The organism is Nocardia xishanensis NBRC 101358, assembly GCF_001613365.1.
In the GTDB taxonomy this organism is placed as follows: Bacteria; Actinomycetota; Actinomycetes; order Mycobacteriales; family Mycobacteriaceae; genus Nocardia; species Nocardia xishanensis.
Window position 1 is genome coordinate 308,226 of the sequence record NZ_BDCF01000008.1, and the last position, 25,681, is coordinate 333,906.

General features: G+C 69.2%; 30 protein-coding genes. 16 read left to right on the top strand and 14 right to left on the bottom strand.

Going from position 1 to position 25,681, the window contains the following annotated elements:
* Window positions 1–36 precede the first annotated feature (36 nt).
* Window positions 37–1,179, top strand: a complete 1,143-nt coding sequence (locus NX1_RS09490) for an alkaline phosphatase family protein (RefSeq protein ID WP_068056676.1) — start codon at window positions 37–39, stop codon at window positions 1,177–1,179.
* A gap of 91 nt (window positions 1,180–1,270) precedes the next feature.
* Here NX1_RS09490 and NX1_RS09495 read toward each other — a convergent pair whose 3' ends face one another.
* Window positions 1,271–1,861 carry a TetR/AcrR family transcriptional regulator gene (locus NX1_RS09495; RefSeq protein WP_084501270.1) on the bottom strand — a complete coding sequence of 197 codons (591 nt, stop codon included), beginning with the start codon at window positions 1,859–1,861 and terminating at the stop codon, window positions 1,271–1,273.
* Window positions 1,862–1,938: 77 nt separating this feature from the next.
* Between NX1_RS09495 and NX1_RS09500 the strand changes: the two genes are divergently transcribed.
* A complete protein-coding gene (locus NX1_RS09500; RefSeq protein ID WP_084501271.1) occupies window positions 1,939–2,847 on the top strand; it encodes a TIGR03620 family F420-dependent LLM class oxidoreductase in 909 nt (302 codons plus the stop codon).
* 249 nt (window positions 2,848–3,096) lie between these two features.
* Here the strand turns inward: NX1_RS09500 and NX1_RS09505 are convergent, their stop codons facing one another.
* Entirely contained in the window at window positions 3,097–3,555 is a 459-nt protein-coding gene (locus NX1_RS09505; RefSeq protein WP_068056677.1) for a hypothetical protein, read from the bottom strand.
* Between the two features lies 1 nt (window position 3,556).
* A complete protein-coding gene (locus NX1_RS09510; protein WP_245668406.1) occupies window positions 3,557–4,228 on the bottom strand; it encodes a TetR/AcrR family transcriptional regulator in 672 nt (223 codons plus the stop codon).
* A 120-nt stretch (window positions 4,229–4,348) separates the two neighbouring features.
* Between NX1_RS09510 and NX1_RS09515 the strand changes: the two genes are divergently transcribed.
* Complete coding sequence (locus NX1_RS09515; RefSeq protein ID WP_068056802.1) at window positions 4,349–4,663, top strand: hypothetical protein; 315 nt, start codon at window positions 4,349–4,351, stop codon at window positions 4,661–4,663.
* Between the two features lie 139 nt (window positions 4,664–4,802).
* Here the strand turns inward: NX1_RS09515 and NX1_RS09520 are convergent, their stop codons facing one another.
* Window positions 4,803–5,234 carry an MmcQ/YjbR family DNA-binding protein gene (locus NX1_RS09520; RefSeq protein ID WP_068056679.1) on the bottom strand — a complete coding sequence of 144 codons (432 nt, stop codon included), beginning with the start codon at window positions 5,232–5,234 and terminating at the stop codon, window positions 4,803–4,805.
* A gap of 98 nt (window positions 5,235–5,332) precedes the next feature.
* On the opposite strand from NX1_RS09520, the gene NX1_RS09525 reads away from it, so the two are divergent.
* The 3 genes from NX1_RS09525 (at window position 5,333) to NX1_RS09535 (ending at window position 8,568) form a co-directional block, all read left to right on the top strand.
* Complete coding sequence (locus NX1_RS09525) at window positions 5,333–6,547, top strand: GAF domain-containing protein (protein WP_245668407.1); 1,215 nt, start codon at window positions 5,333–5,335, stop codon at window positions 6,545–6,547.
* Between the two features lie 78 nt (window positions 6,548–6,625).
* Window positions 6,626–8,143 (top strand): acetaldehyde dehydrogenase ExaC, encoded by a 1,518-nt coding sequence (gene exaC / locus NX1_RS09530; RefSeq protein WP_068056680.1) that lies wholly within the window; start codon window positions 6,626–6,628, stop codon window positions 8,141–8,143.
* Window positions 8,144–8,163: 20 nt separating this feature from the next.
* Complete coding sequence (locus tag NX1_RS09535; protein WP_068056681.1) at window positions 8,164–8,568, top strand: DUF779 domain-containing protein; 405 nt, start codon at window positions 8,164–8,166, stop codon at window positions 8,566–8,568.
* Between the two features lie 94 nt (window positions 8,569–8,662).
* Here the strand turns inward: NX1_RS09535 and NX1_RS09540 are convergent, their stop codons facing one another.
* Together NX1_RS09540 and NX1_RS09545 are read right to left on the bottom strand one after the other, a co-directional pair.
* Window positions 8,663–10,216: a succinic semialdehyde dehydrogenase gene (locus tag NX1_RS09540; protein ID WP_068056682.1), complete on the bottom strand. Its 1,554-nt coding sequence runs from the start codon at window positions 10,214–10,216 to the stop codon at window positions 8,663–8,665.
* 235 nt (window positions 10,217–10,451) lie between these two features.
* Complete coding sequence (locus tag NX1_RS09545) at window positions 10,452–11,027, bottom strand: TetR/AcrR family transcriptional regulator (RefSeq protein ID WP_068056683.1); 576 nt, start codon at window positions 11,025–11,027, stop codon at window positions 10,452–10,454.
* Between the two features lie 75 nt (window positions 11,028–11,102).
* Between NX1_RS09545 and NX1_RS09550 the strand changes: the two genes are divergently transcribed.
* From NX1_RS09550 to NX1_RS35240, 7 genes are all read left to right on the top strand, one after another.
* On the top strand, window positions 11,103–12,056 hold the full coding sequence (locus tag NX1_RS09550; RefSeq protein ID WP_068056684.1) for a TauD/TfdA dioxygenase family protein: 954 nt from the start codon (window positions 11,103–11,105) through the stop codon (window positions 12,054–12,056).
* Window positions 12,057–12,061: 5 nt separating this feature from the next.
* On the top strand, window positions 12,062–12,697 hold the full coding sequence (locus tag NX1_RS09555) for a DUF3159 domain-containing protein (protein WP_068056686.1): 636 nt from the start codon (window positions 12,062–12,064) through the stop codon (window positions 12,695–12,697).
* Between the two features lie 199 nt (window positions 12,698–12,896).
* On the top strand, window positions 12,897–15,242 hold the full coding sequence (locus NX1_RS09560; RefSeq protein ID WP_068056804.1) for a sensor histidine kinase: 2,346 nt from the start codon (window positions 12,897–12,899) through the stop codon (window positions 15,240–15,242).
* The gene (locus tag NX1_RS09565; RefSeq protein ID WP_068056688.1) at window positions 15,242–15,637 is read left to right on the top strand and encodes a roadblock/LC7 domain-containing protein; all 396 of its coding nucleotides are present in this window, start codon (window positions 15,242–15,244) and stop codon (window positions 15,635–15,637) included. Before NX1_RS09560 ends, NX1_RS09565 begins: the two co-directional genes overlap by 1 nt.
* Complete coding sequence (locus NX1_RS09570; protein WP_068056690.1) at window positions 15,634–16,008, top strand: DUF742 domain-containing protein; 375 nt, start codon at window positions 15,634–15,636, stop codon at window positions 16,006–16,008. Before NX1_RS09565 ends, NX1_RS09570 begins: the two co-directional genes overlap by 4 nt.
* Window positions 15,989–16,603 carry a GTP-binding protein gene (locus tag NX1_RS09575; protein ID WP_068056693.1) on the top strand — a complete coding sequence of 205 codons (615 nt, stop codon included), beginning with the start codon at window positions 15,989–15,991 and terminating at the stop codon, window positions 16,601–16,603. The genes NX1_RS09570 and NX1_RS09575 overlap by 20 nt, the downstream gene beginning before the upstream one ends.
* Before the next feature lie 483 nt (window positions 16,604–17,086).
* Window positions 17,087–17,230 carry a hypothetical protein gene (locus NX1_RS35240; protein WP_174555472.1) on the top strand — a complete coding sequence of 48 codons (144 nt, stop codon included), beginning with the start codon at window positions 17,087–17,089 and terminating at the stop codon, window positions 17,228–17,230.
* A gap of 63 nt (window positions 17,231–17,293) precedes the next feature.
* Here NX1_RS35240 and NX1_RS09580 read toward each other — a convergent pair whose 3' ends face one another.
* The 3 genes from NX1_RS09580 to NX1_RS09590 form a co-directional block, all read right to left on the bottom strand.
* Complete coding sequence (locus NX1_RS09580; RefSeq protein ID WP_068056695.1) at window positions 17,294–17,791, bottom strand: hypothetical protein; 498 nt, start codon at window positions 17,789–17,791, stop codon at window positions 17,294–17,296.
* 182 nt (window positions 17,792–17,973) lie between these two features.
* Window positions 17,974–18,390 (bottom strand): NUDIX hydrolase, encoded by a 417-nt coding sequence (locus tag NX1_RS09585; protein WP_218024090.1) that lies wholly within the window; start codon window positions 18,388–18,390, stop codon window positions 17,974–17,976.
* A gap of 9 nt (window positions 18,391–18,399) precedes the next feature.
* Window positions 18,400–18,909 carry a winged helix-turn-helix transcriptional regulator gene (locus NX1_RS09590; protein ID WP_068056697.1) on the bottom strand — a complete coding sequence of 170 codons (510 nt, stop codon included), beginning with the start codon at window positions 18,907–18,909 and terminating at the stop codon, window positions 18,400–18,402.
* Window positions 18,910–18,963: 54 nt separating this feature from the next.
* Here NX1_RS09590 and NX1_RS09595 point away from each other — a divergent pair, with 54 nt between their 5' ends.
* Entirely contained in the window at window positions 18,964–19,770 is an 807-nt protein-coding gene (locus tag NX1_RS09595) for an acyl-CoA thioesterase (protein WP_068056699.1), read from the top strand.
* A 14-nt stretch (window positions 19,771–19,784) separates the two neighbouring features.
* Window positions 19,785–21,215, top strand: a complete 1,431-nt coding sequence (locus NX1_RS09600; protein ID WP_068056701.1) for a DHA2 family efflux MFS transporter permease subunit — start codon at window positions 19,785–19,787, stop codon at window positions 21,213–21,215.
* Window positions 21,216–21,265: 50 nt separating this feature from the next.
* Here NX1_RS09600 and NX1_RS09605 read toward each other — a convergent pair whose 3' ends face one another.
* Together NX1_RS09605 and NX1_RS09610 are read right to left on the bottom strand one after the other, a co-directional pair.
* A complete protein-coding gene (locus NX1_RS09605; protein ID WP_068056702.1) occupies window positions 21,266–22,084 on the bottom strand; it encodes an ABC transporter permease in 819 nt (272 codons plus the stop codon).
* Window positions 22,084–23,043, bottom strand: coding sequence for an ATP-binding cassette domain-containing protein (locus tag NX1_RS09610; protein ID WP_068056703.1), 960 nt, complete (start codon window positions 23,041–23,043; stop codon window positions 22,084–22,086). Before NX1_RS09610 ends, NX1_RS09605 begins: the two co-directional genes overlap by 1 nt.
* A 92-nt stretch (window positions 23,044–23,135) precedes the next feature.
* Here NX1_RS09610 and NX1_RS09615 point away from each other — a divergent pair, with 92 nt between their 5' ends.
* Window positions 23,136–23,885 (top strand): TetR/AcrR family transcriptional regulator, encoded by a 750-nt coding sequence (locus tag NX1_RS09615; RefSeq protein ID WP_068056704.1) that lies wholly within the window; start codon window positions 23,136–23,138, stop codon window positions 23,883–23,885.
* A gap of 115 nt (window positions 23,886–24,000) precedes the next feature.
* Here NX1_RS09615 and NX1_RS38675 read toward each other — a convergent pair whose 3' ends face one another.
* The 3 genes from NX1_RS38675 to NX1_RS36880 form a co-directional block, all read right to left on the bottom strand.
* Window positions 24,001–24,291 (bottom strand): sigma factor, encoded by a 291-nt coding sequence (locus NX1_RS38675; protein WP_218024091.1) that lies wholly within the window; start codon window positions 24,289–24,291, stop codon window positions 24,001–24,003.
* A gap of 47 nt (window positions 24,292–24,338) precedes the next feature.
* Window positions 24,339–25,454 (bottom strand): winged helix DNA-binding domain-containing protein, encoded by a 1,116-nt coding sequence (locus tag NX1_RS09620; protein ID WP_068056808.1) that lies wholly within the window; start codon window positions 25,452–25,454, stop codon window positions 24,339–24,341.
* Window positions 25,455–25,468: 14 nt separating this feature from the next.
* Window positions 25,469–25,681: hypothetical protein (locus tag NX1_RS36880; RefSeq protein ID WP_169812209.1), on the bottom strand; the 213-nt coding region annotated here is incomplete at its 5' end.

Below are 25,681 nucleotides of genomic sequence, written 5' to 3' on the forward strand. Positions count from 1 at the left end.
TTGCCGTGGCGGCGCCGATCTTGACATTCTGACGTCGTGTTCGACGCGCCACGCTACGGCTCGGGTTCCCTGGCCGACCTGTTTCCCTCCGTCCTCGCCTGTCTGGGCGTCCCCGGCGAGGACGATCGGCTCGGCCTCGGCCTGTCCGCGCGCCGGGTCTGCGTCCTGCTGGTGGACGGGCTCGGCGCGGAAGCGCTCGCCGCGCACGCGGAAGAGGCGCCGTTCCTGTCCGGCCTCGCCGCGACCGAGCTGGCGGCCGGTTTCCCGAGCACGACCGCGACCAGCCTGAGCTCCCTCGGCGTCGGGGTGCCGCCGGGTGAACACGGCATCGTCGGCTATCTGATGAACGTGCCCGGCTACGACCGGTTGGTGAACGCACTGCGCTGGCGGTTGCACGGCGAGGGCCCGAAGGTGGACCTGCTGCGCGAACTGGTCCCTGAGCAGTTCCAGCCCACCGCAACGGTATTCGAACGCGCCGCCCGCGCCGGGATCAGCGTCAGCCAGGTCGCCCCGATGTACCAGGCGGGCTCCGGGCTGACCAGGGCCGTGCTGCGCGGTTGCGCGTTCCGCCCGAGCCTGTCGTTCGGCGACCAGGTCGACGGCGTCGCCCAGGCGTTGCGCACGGGCGACCGCTCGCTCGTCTACGCCTACCACGGCGACCTGGACACCACCGGCCATGTGCGCGGCCCATCCTCGGACGCGTGGCGGCTGGAGCTCGCGCACGTGGACCGCTTGGCCGCCACCATCGCCGAACACCTGCCGCCCGACGCCGCACTGCTGGTGACCGCCGATCACGGCATGGTGGAGCTGACCGGAACCGTGGACTTCGACGCCGTCGACGCACTGAGCGCAGGCGTCCACCGGCTCGGCGGCGAACCGCGCGCCCGGCACGTCTACACCATCGAGGGCGCGGTGGACGACGTCGCGGCGGCATGGCGAGAAACGCTCGGCCCCGACTTCGCGGTGCTGTCACGCGCCGAGGTGATCGAACGCGGCTGGTTCGGCCCCATCGTCGGACCCGCGGTGGCCGAGCGGATCGGCGATCTCGTCGTCGCCGCGCTCGGACCGCGCGGCGTCATCCGGACCGGCGCCGAACCACTCCAATCGGCCATGGTCGGCCACCACGGTTCACTGACCTCGGCCGAGCTCAACGTTCCACTGCGCACCTGCCTCGCCTGATCGCGGACAGACATCACCGCCTACTGCCCGTCGACTGGACCGAGTGGATAACGCCCGCCTCGGCGAAAGAGTGGTGGCAGGCGTGCAAGGGTTACGTTCTGCCCGGGCCGATGATGCCGTGCAGCACAAGGTCGAGAAGACGGTCGGTGGCCGCCGCGGTGATGTCGGACTGGTCACTGGTCCACGCGATTGCGCTGGCGATCTTGACAATGTCGTCGGTGGTGGCCTCGGAGTGCGCACGTCCTGCCCGTTGGGCTCGGACCAGCACGGTGTCGGCCGCAGCCAGTGCTGCGGCGCAATGCGGCGCCAATGGGCTGTCGGGGACCTCGAGAGCACGCACGATCTCCTCGGACAGCCCCCGCACACGGCGAATGTGCGACACCAGCGCGGCAACCCATAACGACAGGGCCGCAGCGGGATCGGGATCGGTGTCAAGGGTGCTCGCGAGTGTGGTGACCTCGTCGAGACTGGTGCCGACCACGGCGGCGATGAGGTCTTCTCGCTGCGGGAAGTGCCGATAGAGAGTGGCAGGGCCGACACCGGCGCGGCGGGCGATCTCGTTGAACGACACATCGACGCCTTCGCTGGCGAACATCGTGCGGGCGGCCTCGAGCAGTCGTGCGCGGCTGCGGCGGGCATCGGCTCGTACGCCGCCCGGTGGCAGTGAATCTGCTTGCTTCACAGGGCTCCTCGGCGAATCGGAATGCCACTCCGTATATTCGGAGTGGCATTCCGAATTGTAGTGGACGGGAGTCGACCATGATGTTGCCGACAAATTTGCCGCGCACCGGCATCTGGGTGAACGGGCTCGATCTGCAAGCACCGGCCGTGGCGACGGGGCTGGCAGCGGAGCTGGAGGAACTGGGTTTGGGCGCGATCTGGCTCAGCGAAGGGCTCGCGCACGACCCGTTCGTCACTGCCGCCGGACTGCTCGCCGCGACCCGCAGACTGCTGGTCGGCACGGGGATCGCGGTGACATACGGCCGCCATCCACACTGGATGCGAGCCTCGGCCCGGGCCGTCCTGGATGCCTACCCGGATCGGTTCGTGTTCGGGACCGGCACATCCAATCCCCGCGTCATCGAAGGAGTACTCGGACTCGAATACCACAGACCGCTGGCCACCTTGCGCGACTACCTCGACGATCTCGACACACCGGACACCTTGCGAGCCCAGCTCGGACTGCCGGACTCCGGTCGGTTACCTCGCGTGCTGGCGGCGCTCGGTCCGCGCGCCTTGCAGCTGGCCCGGGACAGGGCCGACGGCGCTATCACCTATCTTGTGACGCCCGAACACACCGCGCAGGCCCGCGCCACTCTCGGACCGGACCGGATGCTCGTAGTCGAACAGGCCGTCGTGGTCGGGGCCGGCGACGCCGACGCCCGCACACGCGCTCACGCACACGTGGGCGCCTACCTGTCCAACCCTGGTTACCGGGCGAGCTGGCAGCGACTCGGCTTCACCGACGCCGATCTCACCGCACCCGGCAGCGACCGGCTCGTCAACGCGTTGGTCGCGATCGGGGAAGACCAAGTGCGACAACGCATCGCCGCCCATATCGCCGCCGGCGCCGATCACGTATGCCTTCAGGCGCTACCAGCCGAGCCGTTCACCATCCCGGCAGAGCAGTGGAAGCTCCTGGCCTGTATCGATGCCAGCCTTTGCTGACAGATGCGTGTCGGGGGCCGCTCGAGGATCACCTGCGGACGGCAGGCGCCGAACGCGTCGACCAGCGCCCTCAGCGCGATGCCGTAGCCGCGGCGGTCTGGCAAGAAATGGCACCGCGACCAACCTCGCCCCGGCGGGAGACCCACGCGGCCCTGGTCATCGCCCCTGCACCGGCCACTGCGGCTCGAACGGCGGGCAGTACTGCTCGATTCGGCTTCGTTCGTCACCCATGCCGACGCGCGGCACCTGTCATGTCAGTTCTCCCGGTCCGGTTCGGGCGGTGAACAGGACGGCGACGAGCAGTATCGTCAGCAGAATCACGGCCAGCAGCACCTGGGGATGCAGACCGATGATCGACACGTTGTCGAATTCGGGGTCGTGCACGGCGGCGCCGGGGAACAGTATCGCGCCCAGCAGACCCAGCCATGGCGTGGCCAGGATCGCACAGGCCGTCCACACGCGGGATCGTGAACCGCCCCCGCGCTGCACAAGCAGTGTCAGTGCGACCACGCCGAGCAGGATCGAGAGAACGATGTACTGGGCGTCGTGAAACTTCGCGTGGGGCAGCCACGCGTCGTTGCGAAGGTGCTGGGCCGCGCCCGCCGGGATGACGAAATCGGCCAATAGTGCCCCGAACATGGTGGCGAGTGCGACGAGCACGGCGAGAACGCGTGCGACGGAAAGACTTCTGGTGGCCGGAGTCGTCATGTCACGAGGTTCCTTGCTGACGTGGGAGTTTCGTGGAATGGCAGCGCAGGAAGTCGTCGACGACCGCGTGCACGTAGTCGAGATCGAAGGTCCGGTTCGCGACCAGCCGCCGGAAGAACAGCGGACCGTGCAGCTGATCGATGGCGAGGTCGATATCGAGTTCGGCAGGCAGTTCGGCGCGCGCGATGGCATCGGCGAGGATCGCGCGCACCACCCGGGTGCCAGAGCGGTACAGCGCCTCCTTCACTTCCGCGAATTCAGGGTCGACAGCGGCTCTTTCGATCATCACGCGCATTCCCTGCTCGCTCGCCGGTTCGTGCAGCATCGCGCGGGTTGCCGCGAGTTCGGTCAGCAGGTCGGCGCGCAAGTCGCCGGTCGGCCGCGACTGCGACAGGGTGATGTGCAGTGCCAGCGTGGCGCGAACCAGATCGGGCGGCTCCGGCCAGTGCCGGTACAGCGTGGCCCGGCTGATCCCGCTGCGCGCCGCGACGGCACCGTGCGTCAGACCGGCCAATCCCCGCTCGATCAACAGCTCTCGGGCCGATGCGAGCGCGGCATCGCGACTGCGCACCGCGCGTGGATCCGGTGGTCGCACAGAACTCCTTGTGAGACAGAATGTTTCATATCTACAAAACAGACTGTATCGAAGTTCGGTCGAGATGAACAGAGGCACGGAGCGACTGGGTTATACGACGATCCTGTGGGCCGCGTGGCTCGCCTCCGACCCGGCACCCTTACCCTCGTACCGATCGCGGCGGCCCATCCGCTCGACCGATGCGACCAGGAGGAGCAGATGAACGCCACCGTGATACGGACCGGCCTCGGGATGGTGGCCGCCGCACTGCTGCTGGCGGGCTGCACCGATATAGAGCGGGCTCTCAACAAGGGCGGCGACACACCGTGCAACGAGTACGTCACCCAGGACCCCGACACCAAGCGCACGACGATCACGAAGTTCGTCAAACAGCAGACCGGTGACGACCGCGAACCCGCGGGCACCGTCGTCGACGCCACCATCATCTCCGTCGACCTGCTCTGCGCCACCCAGCGCAACGCCGAGACGCCCATCAAGAACGCCGACGTGGCGGGCATCTTCCTCAACAAATGAGGTGCGCGCGGCGGCGAGACGAGCGCTGTCGGAAGCGAATCGTCAACCCCGGCGCCACTACTGACTTGTCCGGTTCACCGGCGAAGAAGTCCCGACACGTCGTGCCGAGAATGCTTCGTACGCAGGACACTTCGACCACTCAGGCGAGCGGCGGGAGCCGATGGGCGGCGAGCCAGTCTGCGGCGCGTTTGCGGGATGCTCGGGCGAGCCAGGCGTCCTGGATGATCTCGGTGAGTTCGCCGAGGGTGATCTCGTGCAGGCGGCATGCGCGCACCAGCACCGAGGGGTGTCCGTCGAAGTGCGGTGTGGTGAAGAACGGCGCGTCCGGATCCTGTACGAGGGCTTGCTTGTCCGATTCCGAGGGCACCCAGAACACGATGACGTCGGGGTAGCGTTCGCCGGTCCGCGGATCAACGGCGTCCGGGCGCGGCGTGCGAAAGAACACGAACGACTTGCCGCCCACCTGGTAGATGGCGTTGCCGCGCGGGCCTGCCGCGTTGGTCACGTGCGGCATCCCGCGCGCGATGGCGTGCACGTCGGCGATCCGGGCCGGTCGCTCTCGCTTGTCCATGCGTACGAGCCTAGGCCCGGAAATCGGCGCGTCGCGCGGGCGCGTCGGCCATGATGGGTTCACGAGGCGAGTTCACTCGACGACAGAGGTTTTCCGAGGTGGCACCGTCGCTCACCCAGCAGCGGGCAGAACTGGAAAAGGAATGGACCCGGTGGGCATCGACCGCCGGGACTCGCGCGCGAATCCGGCGCGAGTCCGGCGTCCTGCGCACCGATGTGGTGCGCTCCTGGCAGCGCTCGCTGCACACCGTCGATCCCGGCCGCAAAGCCGCACCGGGGCTCGACCGGATCGATGATCGGTGGGCGGAATCCCCGCTCCGCGGGCCCATCACCGAACTGGCGGGCCAGATACGCGGCATCGCCGAGGACGCCGAGTACGTGGCGGTGGTCACCGACGCGGCGGGCACCATCCTGTGGTCCGCCGGTGACCGGAAGCTGCGCCGTCAGGCCGAGGAGGTGAACTTCGCACCGGGCGGCTGCTGGGACGAAAGCCAGATGGGCACCAACGGACTTTCCCTCGCGCTGCACCACGACCGGCCTGCCGCCGTGTTCGCCGCCGAACACCTCGTCGCCGCGCTGCACGGCTGGGTCTGCTATGCCGCGCCGATCCACGCGCCGGACGGCAGACTGCTCGGCCTGCTCGATCTGTCCAGCGACTGGAGCCGCTCGCATCCGATGGCGATGGCCTCGGTGCGGTCCCTGGTCACGGCGGTCGAGGCGGTGCTTCGCACGAGCGCGCCGCCGCCCGCCGAACGGGTGCGACTCGAATGTCTCGGCGCCGCACGGCTGTTGCGCCACGGCAGGCCGGTGCCGCTGCCGCCGCGACAACTGGAGATCCTCACCCTGCTCGCGCTGGAACCGGACGGCTACACCCCCGATCGGCTGCACGCCGCGGTGTACGGCGATCGCCCCGTCTCGGCGAGCACGCTGAAAGCCGATGTCTCGCATCTGCGCCGGGCCACCGGCGGCGAGATCGCCAATCGCCGCTACACGCTGACCGGACCGCTGTCCTGCGATGCCGTCGACCTGCTCGCCGCCATCACCTCGGGCGACACGTCCGGCGCGGTGTGGCACTACCGCGGCCCGCTGCTCCCCGGTTCCGACACCCCCGGAGTCGTCGAATGGCGCGACTACTTGGACGTCGGCATACGCACCGCGGTGCTGGCCAGCGACCGGCCCGAGCACGCCATCGCCTTCGGTGAGCGCGCCGGGGGCGATATCGCGGTGCACGAGCACGCTCTGCGACTGCTGCCCGCCGACGACGTGCGCCGCGCCGTCGTCGCCGCCCGGCTGCACAACGCCAGGAACGACTGAGCCCGGCCACCAACCTCCCGCCAACCTTCGCCGTTCATAGTGGCGTGCGCCGGGGGTTTCGCGCGAGGAGTGATTGCGATGATCTACGCCAAACCGGGTTCCGACGCCGCAATAGTCGGTTACGCCACCCGCTACGACAATTTCATCGGGGGCGATTGGGCCACTCCGATCGAGGGCCGCTACTTCGACAATCCCTCCCCCGTCGACGGCGAGACCTTCTGCTCGGTCGCCCGCTCCACCGCCGCCGACATCGATATGGCGCTGGAGGCCGCGCATCACGCGGCCGAGGCGTGGGCCGCGACCTCGCCGACCGTGCGCGCGAACATCCTCCTCGAGATCGCCGCGCGCATCGAGAACAGCCTCGAACCGCTCGCGGTCGCCGAGACGTGGGACAACGGCAAGCCGGTCCGCGAAACATTGGCCGCCGACCTGCCTTTGGCGGTCGACCACTTCCGCTACTTCGCGGGCGTCATCCGCGCCCAGGAGGGCAGCATTTCCCAGATCGACGCCGACACCGTCGCCTACCACTTCTCCGAGCCGCTCGGCGTGGTCGGTCAGATAATCCCGTGGAACTTCCCGATCCTGATGGCGGCGTGGAAGCTGGCCCCTGCCCTGGCCGCGGGGAACTGCGTGGTGCTCAAGCCCGCCGAACAGACGCCCGCCTCGATCCTGCTCGTGGTGGAGTTGATCGCCGATCTGCTCCCGCCAGGAGTTCTCAACGTGGTCAACGGTTTCGGCGTCGAGGCGGGCAAGCCGCTGGCCACCAGTCCCCGGGTCGCCAAGATCGCGTTCACCGGCGAGACCACCACCGGGCGGCTCATCATGCAGTACGCCAGCGAGAACATCGTCCCGGTGAGCCTGGAGCTGGGCGGCAAGAGCCCCAACATCTTCCTGCCGGATGTCATGGCCGCCGACGACGCGTTCCTGGACAAGGCCGTCGAAGGCTTCGTGATGTTCGCGCTCAACCAAGGCGAGGTGTGCACCTGCCCGTCGCGCGCGCTGATCCACTCGTCCATCTACGACGAGTTCCTGGTCCGCTGCCTGGAGCGGACCGCGGCCATCAAGGGCGGGCACCCGCTCGACGACACCACCATGATCGGAGCCCAAGCCAGTAACGACCAGTACGAGAAGATCCTGTCCTACATCGACATCGGCAGGCAGGAAGGCGCCCGCGTGCTCAGCGGAGGGGAAGCACGCAAGGTGGACGGACTGCCCGGCGGGTACTACATCCAGCCCACCGTCCTGGAGGGCGACAACACCATGCGCGTCTTCCAAGAGGAGATCTTCGGACCCGTGGTGGCGGTGACCCGTTTCGACACCGTCGACGAAGCGGTCCGGATCGCCAACGACACGCTCTACGGCCTCGGCGCGGGCGTGTGGACCAGAGACGGCTCCACCGCCTACCGAATGGGCCGGGCGATCAAGGCGGGCCGGGTGTGGACCAACTGCTATCACGCCTATCCCGCGCACGCCGCCTTCGGCGGATACAAGAAGTCCGGGATCGGCAGGGAGAACCACCGGATGATGCTCGACCACTATCAGCAGACCAAGAACCTGCTGGTGAGCTACTCCCCTACCAAGCTCGGATTCTTCTGATGCGGAATCGGATCACTCTCATGCAGAACCGGGTTCATCGCGTCGGCATGACCGACGCGGCGCGAGTGGTGCTGCGCCGGTTGATCGAACACCACGGGCCGGTACTGTTCCATCAGTCCGGCGGGTGCTGCGACGGCAGCTCGCCCCTGTGCTTCCCGGCACGCGAGTTCCGGGTCGGCGCCGCCGATGTGCTTGTCGGGCAGCTACCGTGGCACACCGAATTGTGGATGAGCGCCGATCAGTTCCAGTTATGGAAACACACGCATCTCACCGTGGACGTGGTGGCGGGGCGCGGCAGCGGATTCTCGCTGGAGGCGCCCCTCGGCGTGCGATTCCTCGTCCGGTCCCGGCTGCTCACCGACGAGGAAGCGGCGGCATTGGCGGCGGGCCCGCCGCCGCGCACCGGAGACGACCGGCTCACCTGAGAGCCGGCGACGGGGAACCTGGCCGGCTCGACCGCAGACCGAGCCGGCCAGGTTCCCGAAGACGCGGCCGAATTCAGGTCTGGCCGCGCGCGGATCAGCGGCCGGGCAGGAACCTGAGGCTACGCGCGACCAGCATCAGGAAGCGCTGCCACAGATCATGCGAAACCAGCGGCGGCGGATCCAGATTCATGAACCGGGTGACCACCACCGTCTGCGGCTCGGTGAACTTCAGCAGGCCGTCCGCGCCGTGCCTGCGCCCGACGCCGGAGATGCCCATGCCGCCCATCGGCGCCGCGGTCGTGCCCCACGCCGGGGCGTAGCCCTCGTCGACGCACACGGTGCCTGCGTGCAGTCGCTGCGCGATCTTCTCGCCCGCCGACTTGCTCTCCGCCCACACGCTGGCATTGAGCCCGTACTCGGTGTCGTTGGCCAGCCGGACGGCGTCCTCCACCGAGTCGACCGGGTAGATCGACACCAGCGGGCCGAAGGTCTCGTTGCGTCCGCACTCCATCTCGTCGGTGACGTCGGCGAGCACCGTCGGCTCGAAGAACAGCGGGCCGAGATCGGGGCGCGCCTTGCCGCCCGCGAGGACCTTGGCGCCCTTGGAGGTGGCGTCGGCGACGTGCTTGGTGACCGTCTCGAGCTGCGCCTCGGAGATGAGGCTGCCGATGTCGGCCGAATTGTCGTAGGCCGCGCCCAGTTTCGCGGCCCGCACCGCGGCGACGAACTTCTCGGTGAACTCGTCGGCGACCGCCTTCTCGACATAGAGGCGCTCGATCGAGATGCACAGCTGGCCCGCGTTGGAGAAGCACGCGCGCACCGCGGCTTTGGCGGCCTTGTCCAGGTTCGCCCCGCGGGTGACGATCATCGGGTTCTTGCCGCCCAGTTCGGCCGAGAAGCCGATGAGCCTGCGCCCGCACTGCTCGGCCAGCGCGCGGCCGGTGGCCGAGGAGCCGGTGAACATCAGGTAGTCGCACGCGTCGACGATGGCGGTGCCGACCACCGAGCCGGGGCCTGGCACTACAGCGAGCAGGTCGCGCGGCAGGCCGGCGCGGTAGAGCAGCTCGGCGGCGGCCAGCGCGGAGTACGGGGTCTGGCTGTCGGGCTTGACCACCACCGCGTTGCCCGCGAGCAGGGCGGGCAACGCGTCGCCGATGGACAGCACCATCGGGTAGTTCCACGGCGCGATCACGCCGACGACGCCCTTGGGTTGGGTGTGCACCGCGGCGCGGTTCAGCACCGGGAAGGCGCCAGGCACCTTGCGCGGGCGCAGCAGACCTGGCGCGACCCTGGCGAAGTAGCGGGCCGCGAACATCATGCCCATGATCTCTTCCTGGGCCGCCCAGCGCGCTTTGCCGGTCTCGGCCTGGATGACATCCATCAGGGATTCGCGGTTCTCGATGATCAGGCCGCGGAAGCGCTCGAATACCGCAGCGCGCTCCCCGGCGGGGCGGGCCGCCCAGCGCGCCTGCGCGGACCTGGCCTTCGCGAATGCCGACACCACATCCTCGGCGGTGCCGACCGGCACCGAGCCGAGCGGCTTGCCGGTGAACGTCTCGGCGATCGTTTTGCGCGAACGAGCCTCGTGGTCGTCGATCGCGGCGAGCGCGCTCAGACGGTCGAAGACTCCGGCTTCCGGCGCAGGCATCCTTGCCTCCTACTTGTGAGTAACCTCGGGATACACACAATCTACGCCCTCGGTGGCCCCGAACACACTCGGTCCGCCGACTCGGCGGACACTCGGTCCGCCCCTCGACGTGAACGGCCCGCGGCGATCCGCCTCTGCGCCGGATGGTCCGACCACCCGGTTCGCGATGCCGATCGGAAACTCGGAATCCTTCGGGACGAGCGGAGAGCCAGCCGCGTACTGATCCGCCGAACGGCTATTGCTGGCTGCCGCGGAGGATCCGGACGGCTTCGGCGTTGATCGCCTGTCGCAGTCGATCATTCGAGATGTCGTCGAGCCCGGCGGCGTTGCGCAGGAAGGGCTCGAACAATTGCCAGCCGAGTACGAACGCCGCGGCGTGTGCGACGGAGAGGGCGGCGTCGCGGTCATCGGCTCGATGCGAGCGGGCATGGTCGATCAGAGCCGTGATGACAGGGAATCGGCTCTGCATCTGTCCGACCGGATAGCCGTCGAGAATGCAGCGTGCCAGCACGACCCAGTGCCTGCGCAGCCGGGGATCATCCGGCAACAACACCCCGGCATCGGCGAGCTCGGCGGTCTCGCCGGCGAGGTGATCGAGTACGGCCGTCACAAGTTTGTCCTTGGCGCCGAAGTGCCGGAATACCAGCCCGTGGTTCACGCCCGCCCGCTCGGCGATGTCTCGGATCGACGTCGCGGCCGGGCCGCGTTCGGCGAACAGATCCGCCGCGTGGGTGAGCACCGCTGACACGACGGCGTCGCGACCGAGCGGATTGACGTCGTCGGGAGACGGCCTTGCGCCCTTTGTAGTCATGTGACTACAGTAGCTCAGACGCAACTGTAGTCGATTGACTACATCATCGCTTTCACTCCGAGAAAGAAGGTCGCCATGTCCGTGATCGCCGAAAAGGACCCGGCCGCCGGCTTCACACCTCGCACCGTTCAGCTGCCCGGATATCCGGTCCGGTCCGGCCCCTTCACGCATATCGCCGCCGAGCGCGACCGGCTCGCCCAGCTGAGCTGGCAGCATTTCGACGCCCGCCAGGCCGGCGCGACCCTCGGCGCGGAGATCTCGGGGATCGACCTGACCACCGAGTTGCCGAACGCGGTGATCGCCGAACTGCGGCAGGCCCTGCACGAGTACAAGGTGCTGTTCTTCCGCGACCAACCGCTCGCCGCGGAACGGCACGTGGCCTTCGCGCGGCGGTTCGGCACGCTCGAGGTCCACCCCTTCATCCCCTCCAACACCGACCAGCCAGAACTCGTGCGATTCGAGAAGAGCGCGCAGGTCGGCGGTTTCGAGAACGCCTGGCATCACGACGTCACCTGGCGCGAGCAGCCATCGATGGGCGCGGTCCTGCATGCGATTTCGGTGCCCGCGATCGGCGGGGACACGCTGTTCGCCGACATGTACGCGGCCTACGACGCCATCGACGAGGACACCCAGGCCCGAATCGAAAACCTGGACGCCATTCATGATTTCACTCGTGCGTTCGGGCACATGCTCAACGATGAGCAGCGGGAGAAGATGCGCGCCGACCATCCCGCGGTGGCCCACCCGCTGGCCTGCACGCACGCTGTCACCGGCCGCAAGCACCTCTACGTCAACCGGGTCTTCGCCGACCGCGTCCACGGCATGGACCTGGAGGAGGGCCGCGACCTGATCGACCGGTTGTGCCGGGCGGCCGACGCCCCCGAGCATCAGGTTCGCCTGCGGTGGGAGCCCGACACCGTCGCGTTCTGGGACAACCGCGCCGTCCAGCACTACGCCGCCAGCGATTACTGGCCCCACGTGCGCATCATGGAACGCGCCTCCATCGTCGGCCCCCGTCCCGCCCGTTGACGGAGATGACAGTCGACGACAACCGGTCCGGGACCGCGCACGACTCCGCTCGAGCACGATCGGACGCCAGGGCGCTCGGGCACGCCGTCATCGCGCGTGGCGGCGTTCGGCACCTCGTCGACGCCGCCACGCCGGTCGCGGCATTCGTGGTCGGATATCAACTGTTCGGGACCGGCCCGGCGGTCGCGGCCACGTTGACCGCGGCGGCGCTGCTCGCCGGATGGCGGCTGCGGCGGGGCGATTCACCGAAGGTCGTCACGGCCGCCATGGCCGCCGTCACCGCTTATTCGGCGCTGGTGTTGTTCACCGGTGAGGGCCGTGCCTTCTTTCTACCCGAGATCGTCGGCTGCGCGGTACTGACTGTGGCCTTCGGCGCCACTCTGATCCGGGGCCGGCCGTTGAGTCTGATTGTGTGCCAACGCTTCCAGATCGAACCCTCCGGTGTCGATCAGCCCCTGATCCGGAAGCACAGGCGACTGACCGCGGCCTGGGCGGTGATGTGGGCGCTGCATGTGCTGATACTCCTGCCGCTGTATGCCGCCGATCAGATCGCGGCCCTCGCTCTGGGGACCACGCTGCTCGGCAAACCCTCGGTGCTCATCGCCCTTGCGGCGTCGTGGTTGTGGATCCGCAAGCGATGACCGACGCGTCGCCGCGACAAGAATCCCGTCAGCGGCGAGCTCGCTGTTCCGGCCGAATCGCTTGCCACACCAAATGGTTCGCACCCGACAGCGGCACGCCCACCACCGGTGGATCAACTACACGACTGTTTGTCAAATCCAGTCCCGCTGAGCGAGACCGGAATTACAGCCGTGTAGTCCGCTGAATTAGGTTGTGCGGATGTTCAGAGCGAGGCTCGGTGTCCGGACCCGGATACTGGCGATCGCGCTCCTGCCGAGCCTGACTCTGCTCGTGATCGGCGTGAGTGCGGCGGGATACCTGGTCGACCAGGGCACAACCGCGAAAGACTGGGCGGCGCAGATGCAGGCCGCGATCCCGTCGACCAGGGAATTGATGGAGGCGACGCAGCAAGAACGCCACCTCACCCTGGCCCATCTGGCGGGCGACGACTCGACCGGCCCCGCCCTCACCGCCGCCCGGGTGCGACTGGACGGCGCGCTGCGCAAGCTGCTGGAGGCCGGCGAGGGAATCCGCGAGGTCGACGACTCCAAGATCGGCGACGACCTGGCCGGTTTCAACACCCTCGGCCAGCACTTGGCAGGTGTTCGCGCCCAAGCGGATTCGCGCCAGCTGCCCGCCGCCGAGGCGTACGCCTTCTACAACCGGCTGCTCGACGTGGTCTCGGTCGGCTCGCAGGTGGCTCAGCAGTCGGCGCCGGACGCCGAGATCGGTGTCGAGATCACCGAGGGCATGCGGTTGCTGTACGCCGCGGAGGCCATGTCGCGCAGTCACGCGCTGGCCATCGCCATGGTCATCGCCAACGGAGACGTGTCGGTGCCGGTGGAGGAATACCTGCGCCAGATCGGCTACTACCACACCGAGATCGCCCTGCTCGCCTCCGACATCGACACCGATCAGCGCGAGGCGGGCGCCGCGCTCGCGGGCTCCGCGGCCTGGCAGCAGCTGTCCGCGATGGAGAACGCCGTCGCCCGGCGCTACGTCGCGCCCGCCGAGCACGAGAACTCCTCGACCGGCAGCACAGGCGCAAGCACCGCCGCCGAACCGGCGCCGCTGCCGCTCTCGCCGCAGGACTGGCAGAACGCGGCCGCCGAGGTGAACCGTGGCCTCCTCGATCTGTGGATCGCCCAGAACAAGCACACCCAGCGCCTCGCCGAGGAGAAGTCGGCCGATTCCGCGCTCACCTCGCTCTTCGGCGGCGGCGGTGTGCTGCTGTTGAGCGGCGCGGCCATCGTGGTCGCGGTGCTGATGGCCAACCGGATCATCCGGCGGCTCAGGCGGTTGCGCGGTGAGACGCTCGCGCTGGCCGACGACCGGCTGCCCGACATGATGCGCAGGCTTCGCGCGGGCGAGGAAGTCGATCCCGCCGCGGAGACACCGCGCCTCGACTACGGCCACGACGAGATCGGTGAAGTGGCCCAGGCTTTCGAGCACGCGGCCGCGGCCGCGGTGACCGCCGCGGTCGACGAGGCGCGCACCCGTGAGGGCGTGAAGGCGGTCTTCCTCAATATCGCCCACCGCAGCCAGATCGTGGTGCACCGGCAGCTGGAGATCCTGGACGAAGCCGAAGCGCGCCAAGAGGATCCGGCGCTGCTGGAGACGCTCTTCCGGCTCGATCACCTGGCGACCCGCGAACGCCGCAACGCGGAGAACCTGATCATCCTCGGCGGCGGGCAGCCCGGCAGGCAGTGGCGCTATCCCATTCCGCTGATGGATCTGGTGCGCTCGGCGGTCGGCGAGACGCTCGACTACTCGCGCGTGCGGGTGGCCAAGCTGCCCGACGCGCGCGTGCTCGGCACCGTGATCGCCGACCTCGTGCACTTGGTCGCCGAGCTGGTGGACAACGCGACCGCGTTCTCCCCGCCGCAGTCGCGGGTGGAGGTGTCCGGCAACATCGTCGGCCGCGGTGTGGTCGTCGAGGTCAGCGACCAGGGCATGGGCATGCCGGAGGCGGAGCTGCTCCGGGTGAACGAGATGCTGCGCAATCCACCGGACTTCGGTGTCGCGACGCTCTCCGCGGATTCCCGTCTCGGCCTGTTCGTGGTGGCGCAGCTGGGCGTCCGGCACGGCGTCACGGTGCGGCTCGCGGAATCCGATTACGGCGGCATCCGGGCCATCGTGCTCATCCCGACCTCGCTGCTCGTCACCGACAGCGCGCCGACCGCGCCGGAAACCCCGGCGCAGGAGCAGGCGCGACGCCCGCGGCATCCGGTGCCGTTCATCGAGGCGCCGGGAACCGAGACGCCAGGTGGCACGGCGGAGTCGGCGGCCACGGTGCTCACCATGGACCCGCCCGAGCCGAAACCCGAACAGGCGCCGCCCAACCCGGCCGACACGCCTGCGACCACCGCCGATGGCAGACCAGTTCTGCCCAAACGCAACCGACAGGCCAATCTCGCACCCGAACTCGCGAAGCCATCGATCACCGAACCCGTCGTCGAACGCGAGCGTTCCGCCGAACAGGCCCGGGATCTGATGTCCGCCATCGAGAATGGAACCCGGCAGGGTCGCCGAGCGCAGCCCGCCGACGAAGAGGAAGGCGTGTAGTGACCGCTCCCAAATCCGGTGATCTCAACTGGCTGCTCGACGATCTGGTGGATCGGCTGGCCGGTGTGCGGCACGCGGTGGTGCTGTCCACCGACGGACTGCTGCTCGGCCGCTCCAACGCGATGAGCCGCGACGACGCCGAACACTTCGCCGCCATGTCCTCCACCCTCTACGGACTCGCGCGCAGCGCGGGCAGCCGGTTCGACGGCGGCGGAGTCCGCCAGGCGGTCATCGAACTCGACCGCGCCGTGCTGTTCGTGACCTCGGCGGGCGACAACGCCTGTCTTGCGCTGCAGGCCTCCGAGAGCGCGAATCTCGGCATGGTGGCCTACGAAATGAACGTCACGGTCCAGCGTGTCGGCTCCTATCTCTCCACCCCCGCGCGATTGCCATGACGCGCCGGGGTGAGCCGTGGTTCGACGAGGCGGCCGGACCGCTGATCCGGCCGTACGCGCTGACCCGTGGGCGCACCATGGGCGCAGGTCACGATTTGGACATCGTCACGGTGGTGGTCAGCGCCTCGCCCGCGCCCACTTTGCGCAGGCCGGAGCCCGAATACGCGGAAATCGTACGCCTGTGCCGTGATCCGCAATCGGTCGCCGAAGTAGCGGCGAACTTGAAACTTCCCCTTGCGGTGACCAAGATTCTCGTCGGCGACCTGATCGGCGAGGGACATTTGATCTTCCGGGCTCCGGTACAACCGGAGGCTGGCCCCGGCGATCTCAACATATTGCGAGCGGTACTGGATGGCATCAGAAAACTTTGACCCCGCCCGGCTCGATCCCGACGGGCCGCAGCACTTGGCCGCGTCGGTCAAGATCCTCATCGCGGGCGGCTTCGGCGTCGGCAAGACGACCATGGTGTCGTCGATCAGCGAGATAGCGCCGCTGCGCACCGAGGAACTCATCACCGAGGTGAGTACCGGCGTCGACGACCTGTCCGGCGTGGAGTCCAAAACGACCACCACGGTGGCGCTCGACTTCGGCCGCATCACCATCGACCGCGATCTGGTGCTGTACCTGTTCGGCACGCCAGGCCAGGACCGGTTCTGGTTCCTATGGGACGAGCTGTCCCGCGGCGCGCTCGGCGCGGTGGTGCTGGCCGACACCAGGCGACTCGGCAATTCCTTTGGCGCCGTCGACTTCTTCGAGCGCCGCGGCCTGCCGTTCATGGTCGGGGTGAACTGCTTCGAGGGAGCGCCGCGCTACACCGAGGACGAGGTGCGCGACGCGCTGGATCTCGACCCCAGCACCCCGGTCATGCTGTGCGATGCCCGCGAGCGCGAATCGGCGAAGAACGTGCTGCTGACACTGGTTCAGCATCTCATCGAGCTGGCCGGTCGCGAGCCGGTCACCACCTGAGGCTGCGTTATCCCGGCCGCGAGCCGAGATAGTGCCCGAGCACGCCGTCGACGGTCAGATCCTCTGAGGCAACCGACCAGGCGGCGCTCGGTGTGTTCGCCGAGCGCCGGTGCCGGCGTCACCGCCCACGCGTCGCCGTCGGGCACCGGTCCCGCGACGACGCGCACGTGGTTGACGCGGCTCGCGCACTTGTCCCACAAGCGCAGTGCGGGCTCCGAAGACACTCCGGTGTCCTTGGCTCGTGCGTCGAAGCGCACCACTTGGGTGCCGCGCCCCGATCGGTTTCGAACTTCATGCTGTCGGCCATGGCGAGCACCACCGTCACGATGAGCAACCCGCCCGCGCCGAGCAGCAGCATCCGCCGCATCGGATCACCGCCATGGCCGGACGAGTGGACGGTGCAGCAGGTGCAGCCGGTCCGCACTCGGAGTGAGGAAGCCGTTGGGCGGCAGCTGGAGTCGGTCCAGATTTCCACTTCCCTGGGTGATCGCCCGCGGTCGGGCGGTGCAGTCGAGTACGACGGTCACCGTCGCGGCGGCGGACGTCTACGCGGTGACCGGCGAGTCGGAGACGCTGTGCGCCACCGCGCTGGTGACGATGCGGAACATCGACCTCAACAGGTCGTGAAACTTCGCGGCGCACGAGCCGATCTCGACGGTCGCTCCTGCTCCCGAATGGGGGCGGGCTCGCTCACACCTGGGCGAGCCACGACAGGAAGAGGAAAGCACCGCCGAGGGCGACGACGATCGCCACCGGAATCGGCCACGCAGGCCCGGTGCGTTCGAAGAGCCTGCGTATGAGCCGCAATTGCAGTGCGCCGAGCCCGGCGAGCGCCGCCAGCCAGACCGGAAGCAGCCCGACGCCGAGCGCCGCGTGCACGGCCCACGCCCCGGCCAATGTCGGCCCGCCCCAGGAATTCTCGTAGTCGTTCGCCGCGACCAGCGGGTACGCGACCCCGCGGACGAAACCGAGACCCGCAAGGAAGGCGAGGAACCAGGCCAACAGGCCGACGCCCGCGCTCAGAATCGAATGCGCGACGACCCGGAGCGGTGTGATCCCACGCCGCCGGATCGGTTCACGCAGCCACCGGCGTGGCACGCGCATCCGGGCGGCGGCCCGCGCGCCGGCGAGCGGCAGCGCGGCCAGCGCGTACCCGGCCCAGCGGGCGAGCGAGCGAACCGACTTCATCCTGGGACCGTATCGCGGGGCGCGCCCCGGCGCGCGGTTGCGCCCACGAGTCCTTCGCCGCGCCGCCGATCGCGCTCGCACGGCTCGTGCGCGTCGCACCGGCCTGCGACGGCGACGAGCGCGCGGACCGCGTCGGCTGTCTCGCGCCGGAAGTTCCGCAGCCAGGGAGAGACCCCGGGGCGTCAGTGCAGCACGCCCGCCGCCGCGAGATCGTCGAAGAGCAACTGGTCGACCGGCGGCACCAGCGCCCGGTCGGCGTACCCGAACCAGGCCACTTCGTCGATCTCGCTGCTGGCGGTGAGCGTGCCGCGATAGTCGGCGGTGTAGCAGCTCATGCGCACGGTGACGCCGTCGTCCGGTCCGTGCACCGCCGCCTCGTACGTCCCCACATGGCGGGCGGTCTCGGGAATCAGCGCGACGGTGAGCTCTTCCTCGATCTCGCGCAGCAGCGTTTCCAAGTCCGTCTCCGCGCCTTCCCGCTTGCCGCCGGGAATGTAGAAGATGTCCTTGCCGCGGGGGCGCGCGCACAGGATGCGACCGTCCTCGACGCGCACCCACGCGACCGTATCGATGACCGTCTCCACTCGCGCGTCCGTCACGCGGGCAGCCTATCGCGGCGGCACGATGCGGGCCGCGTCCGCCGCGAGCGCGGCCGGGATCAGCGTCTTGTCGCGGGCGCCGGGTCCGTACACCGGTCGCAGTTCGCGAACATGGACGTGCTCACCGCACTCCGAGCACACCGGTTCGATCGTCGTCCGGTGGCCGCAGGTGGTGTGCACCGACTCCACCGGCGGACCGTCCGGCGCGGCCCACTCGTCGCCCCACTGCCGCATCGCGGTGACTACCAGCCACAGCGAACGCCCCTTCGGCGTGAGCCGGTAGTCGTGTCTCGGCGGATTCTCTTGATACGGAACCTTTTCCAGTATCTCGTTGGCCACCAGGTGCTCCAGGCGCTGGGTCAGCACGTTGCGGGCGATGCCGAGCCGGGCGCGGAAGTCGTCGAAGCGGGTGACGCCGAAGAGTGCGTCACGCACGATCAGCAGCGTCCACCATTCCCCGACCACCTCCAGGCACTGGGCCAGGGAGCAGTTCATGTCCTCGAAGCTCGTCCTGCGCATGCTAGTCAGCCTAGTCGGTTGCTTCAAAGAACTCACTACCCTAGTGTGCATTTTATGAAGCAACTCACTCAACAGTCGCTGGGCGACGTGTTCGCGCTCGGCGCGACCGGCCCCGGGACCTGGCATGCGCAAGTGGATCGGACGTGGCGCGGCTGGACCGGTCCGCACGGCGGCGTGCTCGCCGGGCTGCTCGTCGAGGTGGCGCGGCGCGCGGCGGGTGACGACCTGCCGGTGCGCGCCGTGGACCTGCGGTTCCTCGGCCGACCCGTCGACGGCGCGTTCACTTTCTCGGCCACCGCGCAGCCGGTCGGGCGCAGCACCGCGATCGTCGACGTGGTCGCGCGCCAGGAATCGGGACCGGTCGCGGCCGCGTCGATCATGCTCGGCCGGACCGCGCCGAGCTCGGTGCCGGACCGCGCCGAACGGCCCGCCCCCGAGGTGGCCACGGCCGATGCCTGCGCGGCCTTCCGGATGCCGCCCGAGATCGTCCCCGCCGCAGCGCATTTCGATATCCGCCCCGCAGCGGGCCCGTTGCCGTTGACCGCGGCCGCGCAGGCCTGGATGTGCGCGTGGATCGCCCTCGACCCGCCGATGGACACGGACGCGGCCACGCTCGCGATCCTGGCCGACGCGCTGCCGCCGGGCATCTTTCCCACTCTCTCCGCTCCGGTCGCGGTCCCGACGGTCGGGTTCTCGATGTACGTGCACACCGACTTCACCGAGCCCGCCTCCCAGCGGGTGCTCGCGCGCGTCGCCAACACCGGCACCGGCGGGGGCTGGTCGGTGGACGACGTCGATATCTGGGACGAGTCGGGGCGGCTGCTCGTCTCGGCCCGTCAGAACCGCCGAGTGCTCGGCTGAATCGGGAGACGCTCATGAATACTCTTGCCCCCGAGGCAGATCGGTCCGCGCCGGATTCGCGACTCGTGCTCGCGATAGTGTCGGTCGGCGTCCTGCTGTCGAGCCTCGACCTGTTCATCGTCAACGTGGCGCTGCCGGACATGGCGCGCGATTTCGGCAACGCCGAGCTGGCGGGCCTTTCCTGGGTGCTGAACGCCTACGCCATCGTGTTCGCGGCGCTGCTGGTGCCCGCCGGTCGGCTCGGTGACCGCGGCAGCAACCGCACCACCTTCCTGCTCGGGCTCGCGGTGTTCGTGCTCGGCTCCGCGCTGTGCGCGGCCGCGTGGAACGTCGCCGCGCTGGTGCTGTTCCGCGTGCTCCAGGCGGTCGGCGGCGCCATGCTCACACCGTCGTCGCTCGGGCTCGTCCTGGCCGCGACGCCGCCCGAGCGGCGCGCCACGGCGGTCCGGCTGTGGGTCGCGTTCGGCGGTCTCGGTGCGGCGCTCGGGCCGGTCATCGGCGGTCTGCTCGTCGAAATCGACTGGCGCTGGGTATTTCTGGTGAACGTGCCGATCGGCCTCGGCGCCGTCGTCGTCGGTCTGCGCAAGCTGCCCGACCCACGCGGTGACGGCGGCGCGCTGCCGGATCTGTTCGGCGCGGTCGCGCTGGTCGGGGCGATCGCCTCGCTCGTGCTCGGCCTGGTGAAGGGCGAGGACTGGGGCTGGACATCGCCGCAGACGCTCGGCGCCTTCGCGGCCGCGGTGGTGTTCGGTATCGCGTTCGTGATCTCCTCGGCGCGTCACCACAGTCCGGTCGTCGATCCCGGCTTGCTGCGCGCCCCGAATTTCGCACCGATGGCGGCGAATTCGGTGCTGTTCCAAGTGGCGTTCGCGGGCATGCTGCTGTCGGTGGTGCTGTGGGCGCAGAACGTCTGGGGGTGGTCGGCCTTGCGCACCGGGCTCGCCATCGCGCCAGGGCCGCTGGTGGTGCCGATCGTCGCCATCCTGGCGGGACGGTTGATCGGACGCGTCGGCGCGGGACCCGTGATCGCCGCGGGCGGTGTCGCGTTCGCGGCGGGCATGGCGTGGTGGGCGCGCGCGATCGAGCTCGCACCGGACTATCTCGCGGGACTGCTGCCCGGCATGGTCGTCAGCGGTCTCGGCGTCGGCCTGACGCTGCCGACCGCGTTCGCCGCGGGCACCAGCGGCCTGCCGCCGCAACGATTCGCCACCGGATCGGCCGTGCTGAGCATGGCGCGGCAGATCGGTTTGGCCGTCGGCGTCGCGGTGCTTGTCGCGGTGCTCGGCTCCCCCACCGATCCGCTCGCTCTCCTGGATGCCTTCCGGCACGCGTGGTACGTCGTGGCCGCTGTCGCGGTCGCCGCAGGCGTCGTCGGGCTCGGCGCGCGGATGCCGCGCCCCGCCGTGCAGACGGCGCCCGAAACGCCTGCGGCGGCACGCACATAGCGGCGGTTGCTGCCCGGCATTGCCGAAACGATGCCGGGCAGCAACGGTTTTCAGCGACTCAACCGCTGGAAGCGATGTACCGCGAGCGGCAGGAAGATCGCGGTCACCACCAGCGGCCACACCACCGCCATCAACACCGCGTGCTGCTCGATCCACGAATCCCCGCTGCCCACCGGCGTTCCGAACAGTTCGCGGCTGGCGGCCACGGTCGAGGAGATGGGGTTCCACGCCGCGATATGTCCGAGCCAGCTCGGCATGAGCTGCGGGGCGACGAAGATGCTGGAGATCATCGTCAACGGGAACGCGACGGCGAACAGCCCGCCCGCCGCCTCGGGGTTCGGCACCAGCAGCCCGAGCCACACACCGACCCAGATCAGTGCGAACCGCAGCCACAGCAGCAGCGCGAAGGACGCCGCCGCACCGAGGATGCCGCCGTCCGGCCGCCAGCCGATCGCGTACGCGGTGATCATCAGGATGGTCAGCTCAGCGCACGCCACGATCAGATCGGTCACCCCCCGCCCGGACACCACCGCCGACGGCGCCATCGGCATGGAACGGAATCGGTCGATGACGCCCTTGGTGGCGTCGTAGACGACGAGCGTCGCGGTGTTGACGAAACCGAACGCCATCGTCATCGCGAACATGCCCGGCATGAGGAAGTCACGGTAGTCGCCGCCGCCGGGCACCGTCATGGCGCTGCCGAACACGTAGCCGTAGAGCAGCACCGACAGGATTGGGAAGCCGAGCTGCCAGGCGATGTTCACCGGCTGGCGCTGATAGTGAGTCAGCCCGCGCCGCACCACATTCCAGCAGTCGGCCAGCGCCCAATACGCCCGGGAACGGTTACGCACGAGATCGATGGTGCCCATCAGGCGGCCTCCTCGGCGATGGTCCGGTGCCCGGTCAGTTGCAGGAACACGTCGTCGAGGCTCGGGCGGCGCAGCCCGATGTCCTCGACCGCGATGCCCTCGTCCTGGAGGGTGCGGGCCACCTCGGTGAGCGCGGCGACGCGGTCGGTCACCGGCGCGTGCACCCGGCGCTCGGCGTCGTCGGTGTCCGGCTCGCCGGTGCAGACCCGGGCGACCACCTTGGCCACCAGCGGCAGGTCGGCCGTCTCCGCGGCGACCACCTCGATCAGGTCGCCGCCCACGGTGTTCTTCAGGCCGTCCGGGGTGTCGTCGGCGATCGCGCGCCCCTGGTCGATGACGGTGATCCGGGAGGCGAGCCGGTCCGCCTCTTCGAGGTACTGCGTGGTGAGCAGCACGGTGGTGCCGTCGGCGACCAACGCGCGCACCGATTCCCACACCTCGCCGCGGCTGCGCGGATCGAGTCCCGTGGTCGGCTCGTCCAGGAAGAGCACGTCCGGCGCGAGGATCATCGAGGCGGCCAGATCGAGTCGCCGCCGCATGCCGCCGCTGTACTTGCCGACGCCGCGATCGGCGGCGTCGATCAGGTCGAAGCGTGCCAGCAGTTCGTTCGCCCGCTGCTTGGCCCGGCGTCCGCCCAAATGGAAAAGCCTGCCGAACATCTCGAGGTTCTGCCGCCCGGTGAGCACCTCGTCGACCGCCGCGTACTGCCCCGTCAGTCCGATGCGCGCCCTGACCTGCCTGGCCTGCCGCACCACGTCGAGCCCGGCCACCGTCGCGTGCCCGCTGTCGAGGCGGATGAGGGTGGACAGGATGCGCACCGCCGTCGTCTTCCCCGCCCCGTTCGGTCCGAGCAGGCCGTGCACCGTGCCGCGTCGCACGGTGAGGTCGAAACCGTCGAGCGCGTTCTTGTCCCCGTATCTCTTGCGCAAGCCCTCGGCCCGCACCGCGTAGTCGTTCACCGAATCCTCCCTGCCGAACCTTAACTGGGTACGTTGTACCCGGTTTAGAGTACAACGTACCCAGTTTTTCGCCAAGCGTTTAATCTGAAGCCATGACGTCCACGGAGACCAGCGGCAGCGGCGACCTCGCGCGCACACTCGATCTGCTCTGGGACACCGGTCATCGACCGAGCCGGGGGCCGAAACCCACACTCACACTCGATCGGATCGTCGAGGCCGCGGTGCGGGTGGCCGACACCGAGGGCTTGGCCGCGGTCACCATGCGACGCGTCGCCACCGAACTGGGCACCGGGACGATGTCGCTCTACCGCTACCTGCCCGGCAAGGCCGAACTGCTCGATCTCATGCTCGACCGGGTACAGCAACCTCCCGAGGGGGAGCTCGCGCCCGAGGGCTGGCGCGAAGCGCTCCGCGGGTACGCGTACGAATCGCTCGAAATGTATCGCCGCCATCCCTGGCTGCTCGAGGTCAACCAGACCCGGCCCGTCCTCGGGCCCGGCGCGCTGGCCGGCATGGAACACCTTCTCACGCGGATCGAATCGATGGGGCTCGCGGATCCGGAGATGATCGCGGTCCTCGTGATGATCTCCGGCTACGTCGCCGGCGTCGCCCGCACCCGGGTGTTCGCCGAGGAAGCCGAGCGCACGACGGGCATGACCGACGCCGAATTCTGGAAGGCGCAGGAACCGGCACTCGAGAAGGCCCTCGCCACCGGCCGCTACCCCGCGGTCGCCGCCCTCTCGGAGGAGGCGTTCGACACGTCCTTCGACCACTTCGACTTCGGTCTGCAACGCATCCTCGACGGGCTGGAGGTTTTCGTCGCGAAGCGGACGGGAGATTGACCCACGCGCGGTGTCCACCCACTGACGGCACCGTGCCGCGTCGGGAGTCCTGCCAGGCCGCTCACCGGGCTCGCTACCGCGACCGACCGCAATGCGAAATTCATTGCGGCCACGGCTAGTGAACTCGCGCAACGGCATTCGGAGCAGGTCGGCCGCCGCGTTGTACCCGGCGACCTTGCCCATCGGCGTGGCGCGCCGACAGGCCTGCATGACGGACAAGGTCACCAGCCAGGCCCCGTAGATCCCGCACCTCGGACGAATCGGCGGTGACAGCCCGCAACCACACGTCCTGCGCCACGTCTTCGGCCTCGGTGACGGTTCCGAGGATTCGGTAAGCCGCTCCGAAAACGGCGGGTTGATGCGATGCCCACTCGGCGTCCGTCGGTCGCGTCGGCTCCCCTCTCATGGCTCCTGACCCGCCTCGGAGAGCTACTTCTCGTATCGAACAGTCGATTACGGAACAGCGGCGACTCGGACGGCCGACTTGTCCAGCCCGGCCGCCTTCGCGACACGTTCCACGGCGGCATCGATGTTTTTCGGCAGCGGCGCACGGTCGAACATACTGACGACCACCTCGTCGCCCTCGCGCTCCCAGGTCCCCGCGATCCGCCCGTCCACCACGACGATCGGGGCGATCCAGCCCGCGGTCCGGCTGACCAGCGCCCGGTGCGCGTTCGGCAGCAGTTCGGTGTCGCCGGTGCCAGGGCCGAGCACGTACTGGTCGAAGGGGCCGAGCAGGTGGACGGAGGTCGCCGGTTCGGTGGCGGCGAGTTCGTCGGCGTGTTCGGTGAGTACGTAACCGGTGCGGCCCTCGACCTCCACCGGCGTGAGCGCGTCGCCGAGCTCGGCGAACCAGCCGCGAACGGTGGTCTTGCGCAGGCTGTTTCGGCTGAGCCAGGCGTCGAAGATCTCCGGCGTCGCCGGACCGTAGGCGCCGAGATACGCGGTGATGGCGGCCGGAGCCGCGACGTCCGGTCCGGCCGATCCCGGCCAATCCGGGATCAGCCGCGCGGGACTGGTGAAGGTCACCTTGTTGCCGCGCGCCGGTCCATGGCAGATCGCGCCCTGCCAGGCCAGCGGCTTGAGCAGCGCGCCCCAGCCCGAGCGCAATTCCTCCCCGAGCTTGTGGAACGCCTTGTCGGCGAGCAGCGCCTCCACCAATTCCTCGCGGGTGAGTTCGGCCTCGGCGAGTATCCCGCCCACCGCCTCGGTCAATGCGGCCACTTCCGCGGGCGTGGCGCCGAAAGTGCGCTGCCACGACGGCTTTTCCCAGGTACGGGCGGACGCGATGAGCGGGAGCACGGCGGCGGCGCCCGTCGGCGTCATGGCGTGCAGCGTGCCGCGCATGGCCCAGGTCTTGATCAGCGTGCCGTTCGACAGCGCGCGCACCACGGCACCGTCCTCGGGCGCGGCGCTGCGCAGCGCGACCGCCGTTTCCGCCGCGGAGGTGACCTGCGCCTGCACACCGCACAGGCGCCCGACGAGCTCCGGCACGCTCGACGCGGCGGGCCGCGAGACGTATTGGCGGGCCAGTCGCCAGGCGAAGACCTGTTCCCAGGTGACGCGCACCCAATCCTCCTGTGTCAGACGACGATCGTGCTCCGGCACGCTACACCGGCGGTCCGACAACCGCGGCGGGTCAGTTGATCATGGTGCTGCAGAACGAGAATGCCGACTGCGATCTCGAACAGGCCGGTCACGGTGGCCGCGATCACGCCGAGCAGGGCGGTGCGGTTGGTGGCGCGGCGCACGCCGGTCGCCGGGTCGACCAGTCGTTCGGCGCGCGCGAGCACCGC

Coding starts and splice junctions, on each gene's coding strand:
- NX1_RS09500 (WP_084501271.1), top strand. CDS start 1,939: ATGATGTTGCCGACAAATTTGCCGCGCACCGGCATCTGGGTGAACGGG.
- exaC (WP_068056680.1), top strand. CDS start 6,626: ATGATCTACGCCAAACCGGGTTCCGACGCCGCAATAGTCGGTTACGCC.
- NX1_RS38675 (WP_218024091.1), bottom strand. CDS start 24,291: ATGAGAGGGGAGCCGACGCGACCGACGGACGCCGAGTGGGCATCGCAT.
- NX1_RS09545 (WP_068056683.1), bottom strand. CDS start 11,027: ATGACTACAAAGGGCGCAAGGCCGTCTCCCGACGACGTCAATCCGCTC.
- NX1_RS09595 (WP_068056699.1), top strand. CDS start 18,964: ATGAAGCAACTCACTCAACAGTCGCTGGGCGACGTGTTCGCGCTCGGC.
- NX1_RS09550 (WP_068056684.1), top strand. CDS start 11,103: ATGTCCGTGATCGCCGAAAAGGACCCGGCCGCCGGCTTCACACCTCGC.
- NX1_RS09520 (WP_068056679.1), bottom strand. CDS start 5,234: ATGGACAAGCGAGAGCGACCGGCCCGGATCGCCGACGTGCACGCCATC.
- NX1_RS09575 (WP_068056693.1), top strand. CDS start 15,989: ATGGCATCAGAAAACTTTGACCCCGCCCGGCTCGATCCCGACGGGCCG.
- NX1_RS09540 (WP_068056682.1), bottom strand. CDS start 10,216: ATGCCTGCGCCGGAAGCCGGAGTCTTCGACCGTCTGAGCGCGCTCGCC.
- NX1_RS09615 (WP_068056704.1), top strand. CDS start 23,136: ATGACGTCCACGGAGACCAGCGGCAGCGGCGACCTCGCGCGCACACTC.
- NX1_RS09505 (WP_068056677.1), bottom strand. CDS start 3,555: ATGACGACTCCGGCCACCAGAAGTCTTTCCGTCGCACGCGTTCTCGCC.
- NX1_RS09580 (WP_068056695.1), bottom strand. CDS start 17,791: ATGAAGTCGGTTCGCTCGCTCGCCCGCTGGGCCGGGTACGCGCTGGCC.
- NX1_RS09605 (WP_068056702.1), bottom strand. CDS start 22,084: ATGGGCACCATCGATCTCGTGCGTAACCGTTCCCGGGCGTATTGGGCG.
- NX1_RS09535 (WP_068056681.1), top strand. CDS start 8,164: ATGCAGAACCGGGTTCATCGCGTCGGCATGACCGACGCGGCGCGAGTG.
- NX1_RS09560 (WP_068056804.1), top strand. CDS start 12,897: ATGTTCAGAGCGAGGCTCGGTGTCCGGACCCGGATACTGGCGATCGCG.
- NX1_RS09555 (WP_068056686.1), top strand. CDS start 12,062: ATGACAGTCGACGACAACCGGTCCGGGACCGCGCACGACTCCGCTCGA.
- NX1_RS09570 (WP_068056690.1), top strand. CDS start 15,634: ATGACGCGCCGGGGTGAGCCGTGGTTCGACGAGGCGGCCGGACCGCTG.
- NX1_RS09515 (WP_068056802.1), top strand. CDS start 4,349: ATGAACGCCACCGTGATACGGACCGGCCTCGGGATGGTGGCCGCCGCA.
- NX1_RS09600 (WP_068056701.1), top strand. CDS start 19,785: ATGAATACTCTTGCCCCCGAGGCAGATCGGTCCGCGCCGGATTCGCGA.
- NX1_RS09590 (WP_068056697.1), bottom strand. CDS start 18,909: ATGCGCAGGACGAGCTTCGAGGACATGAACTGCTCCCTGGCCCAGTGC.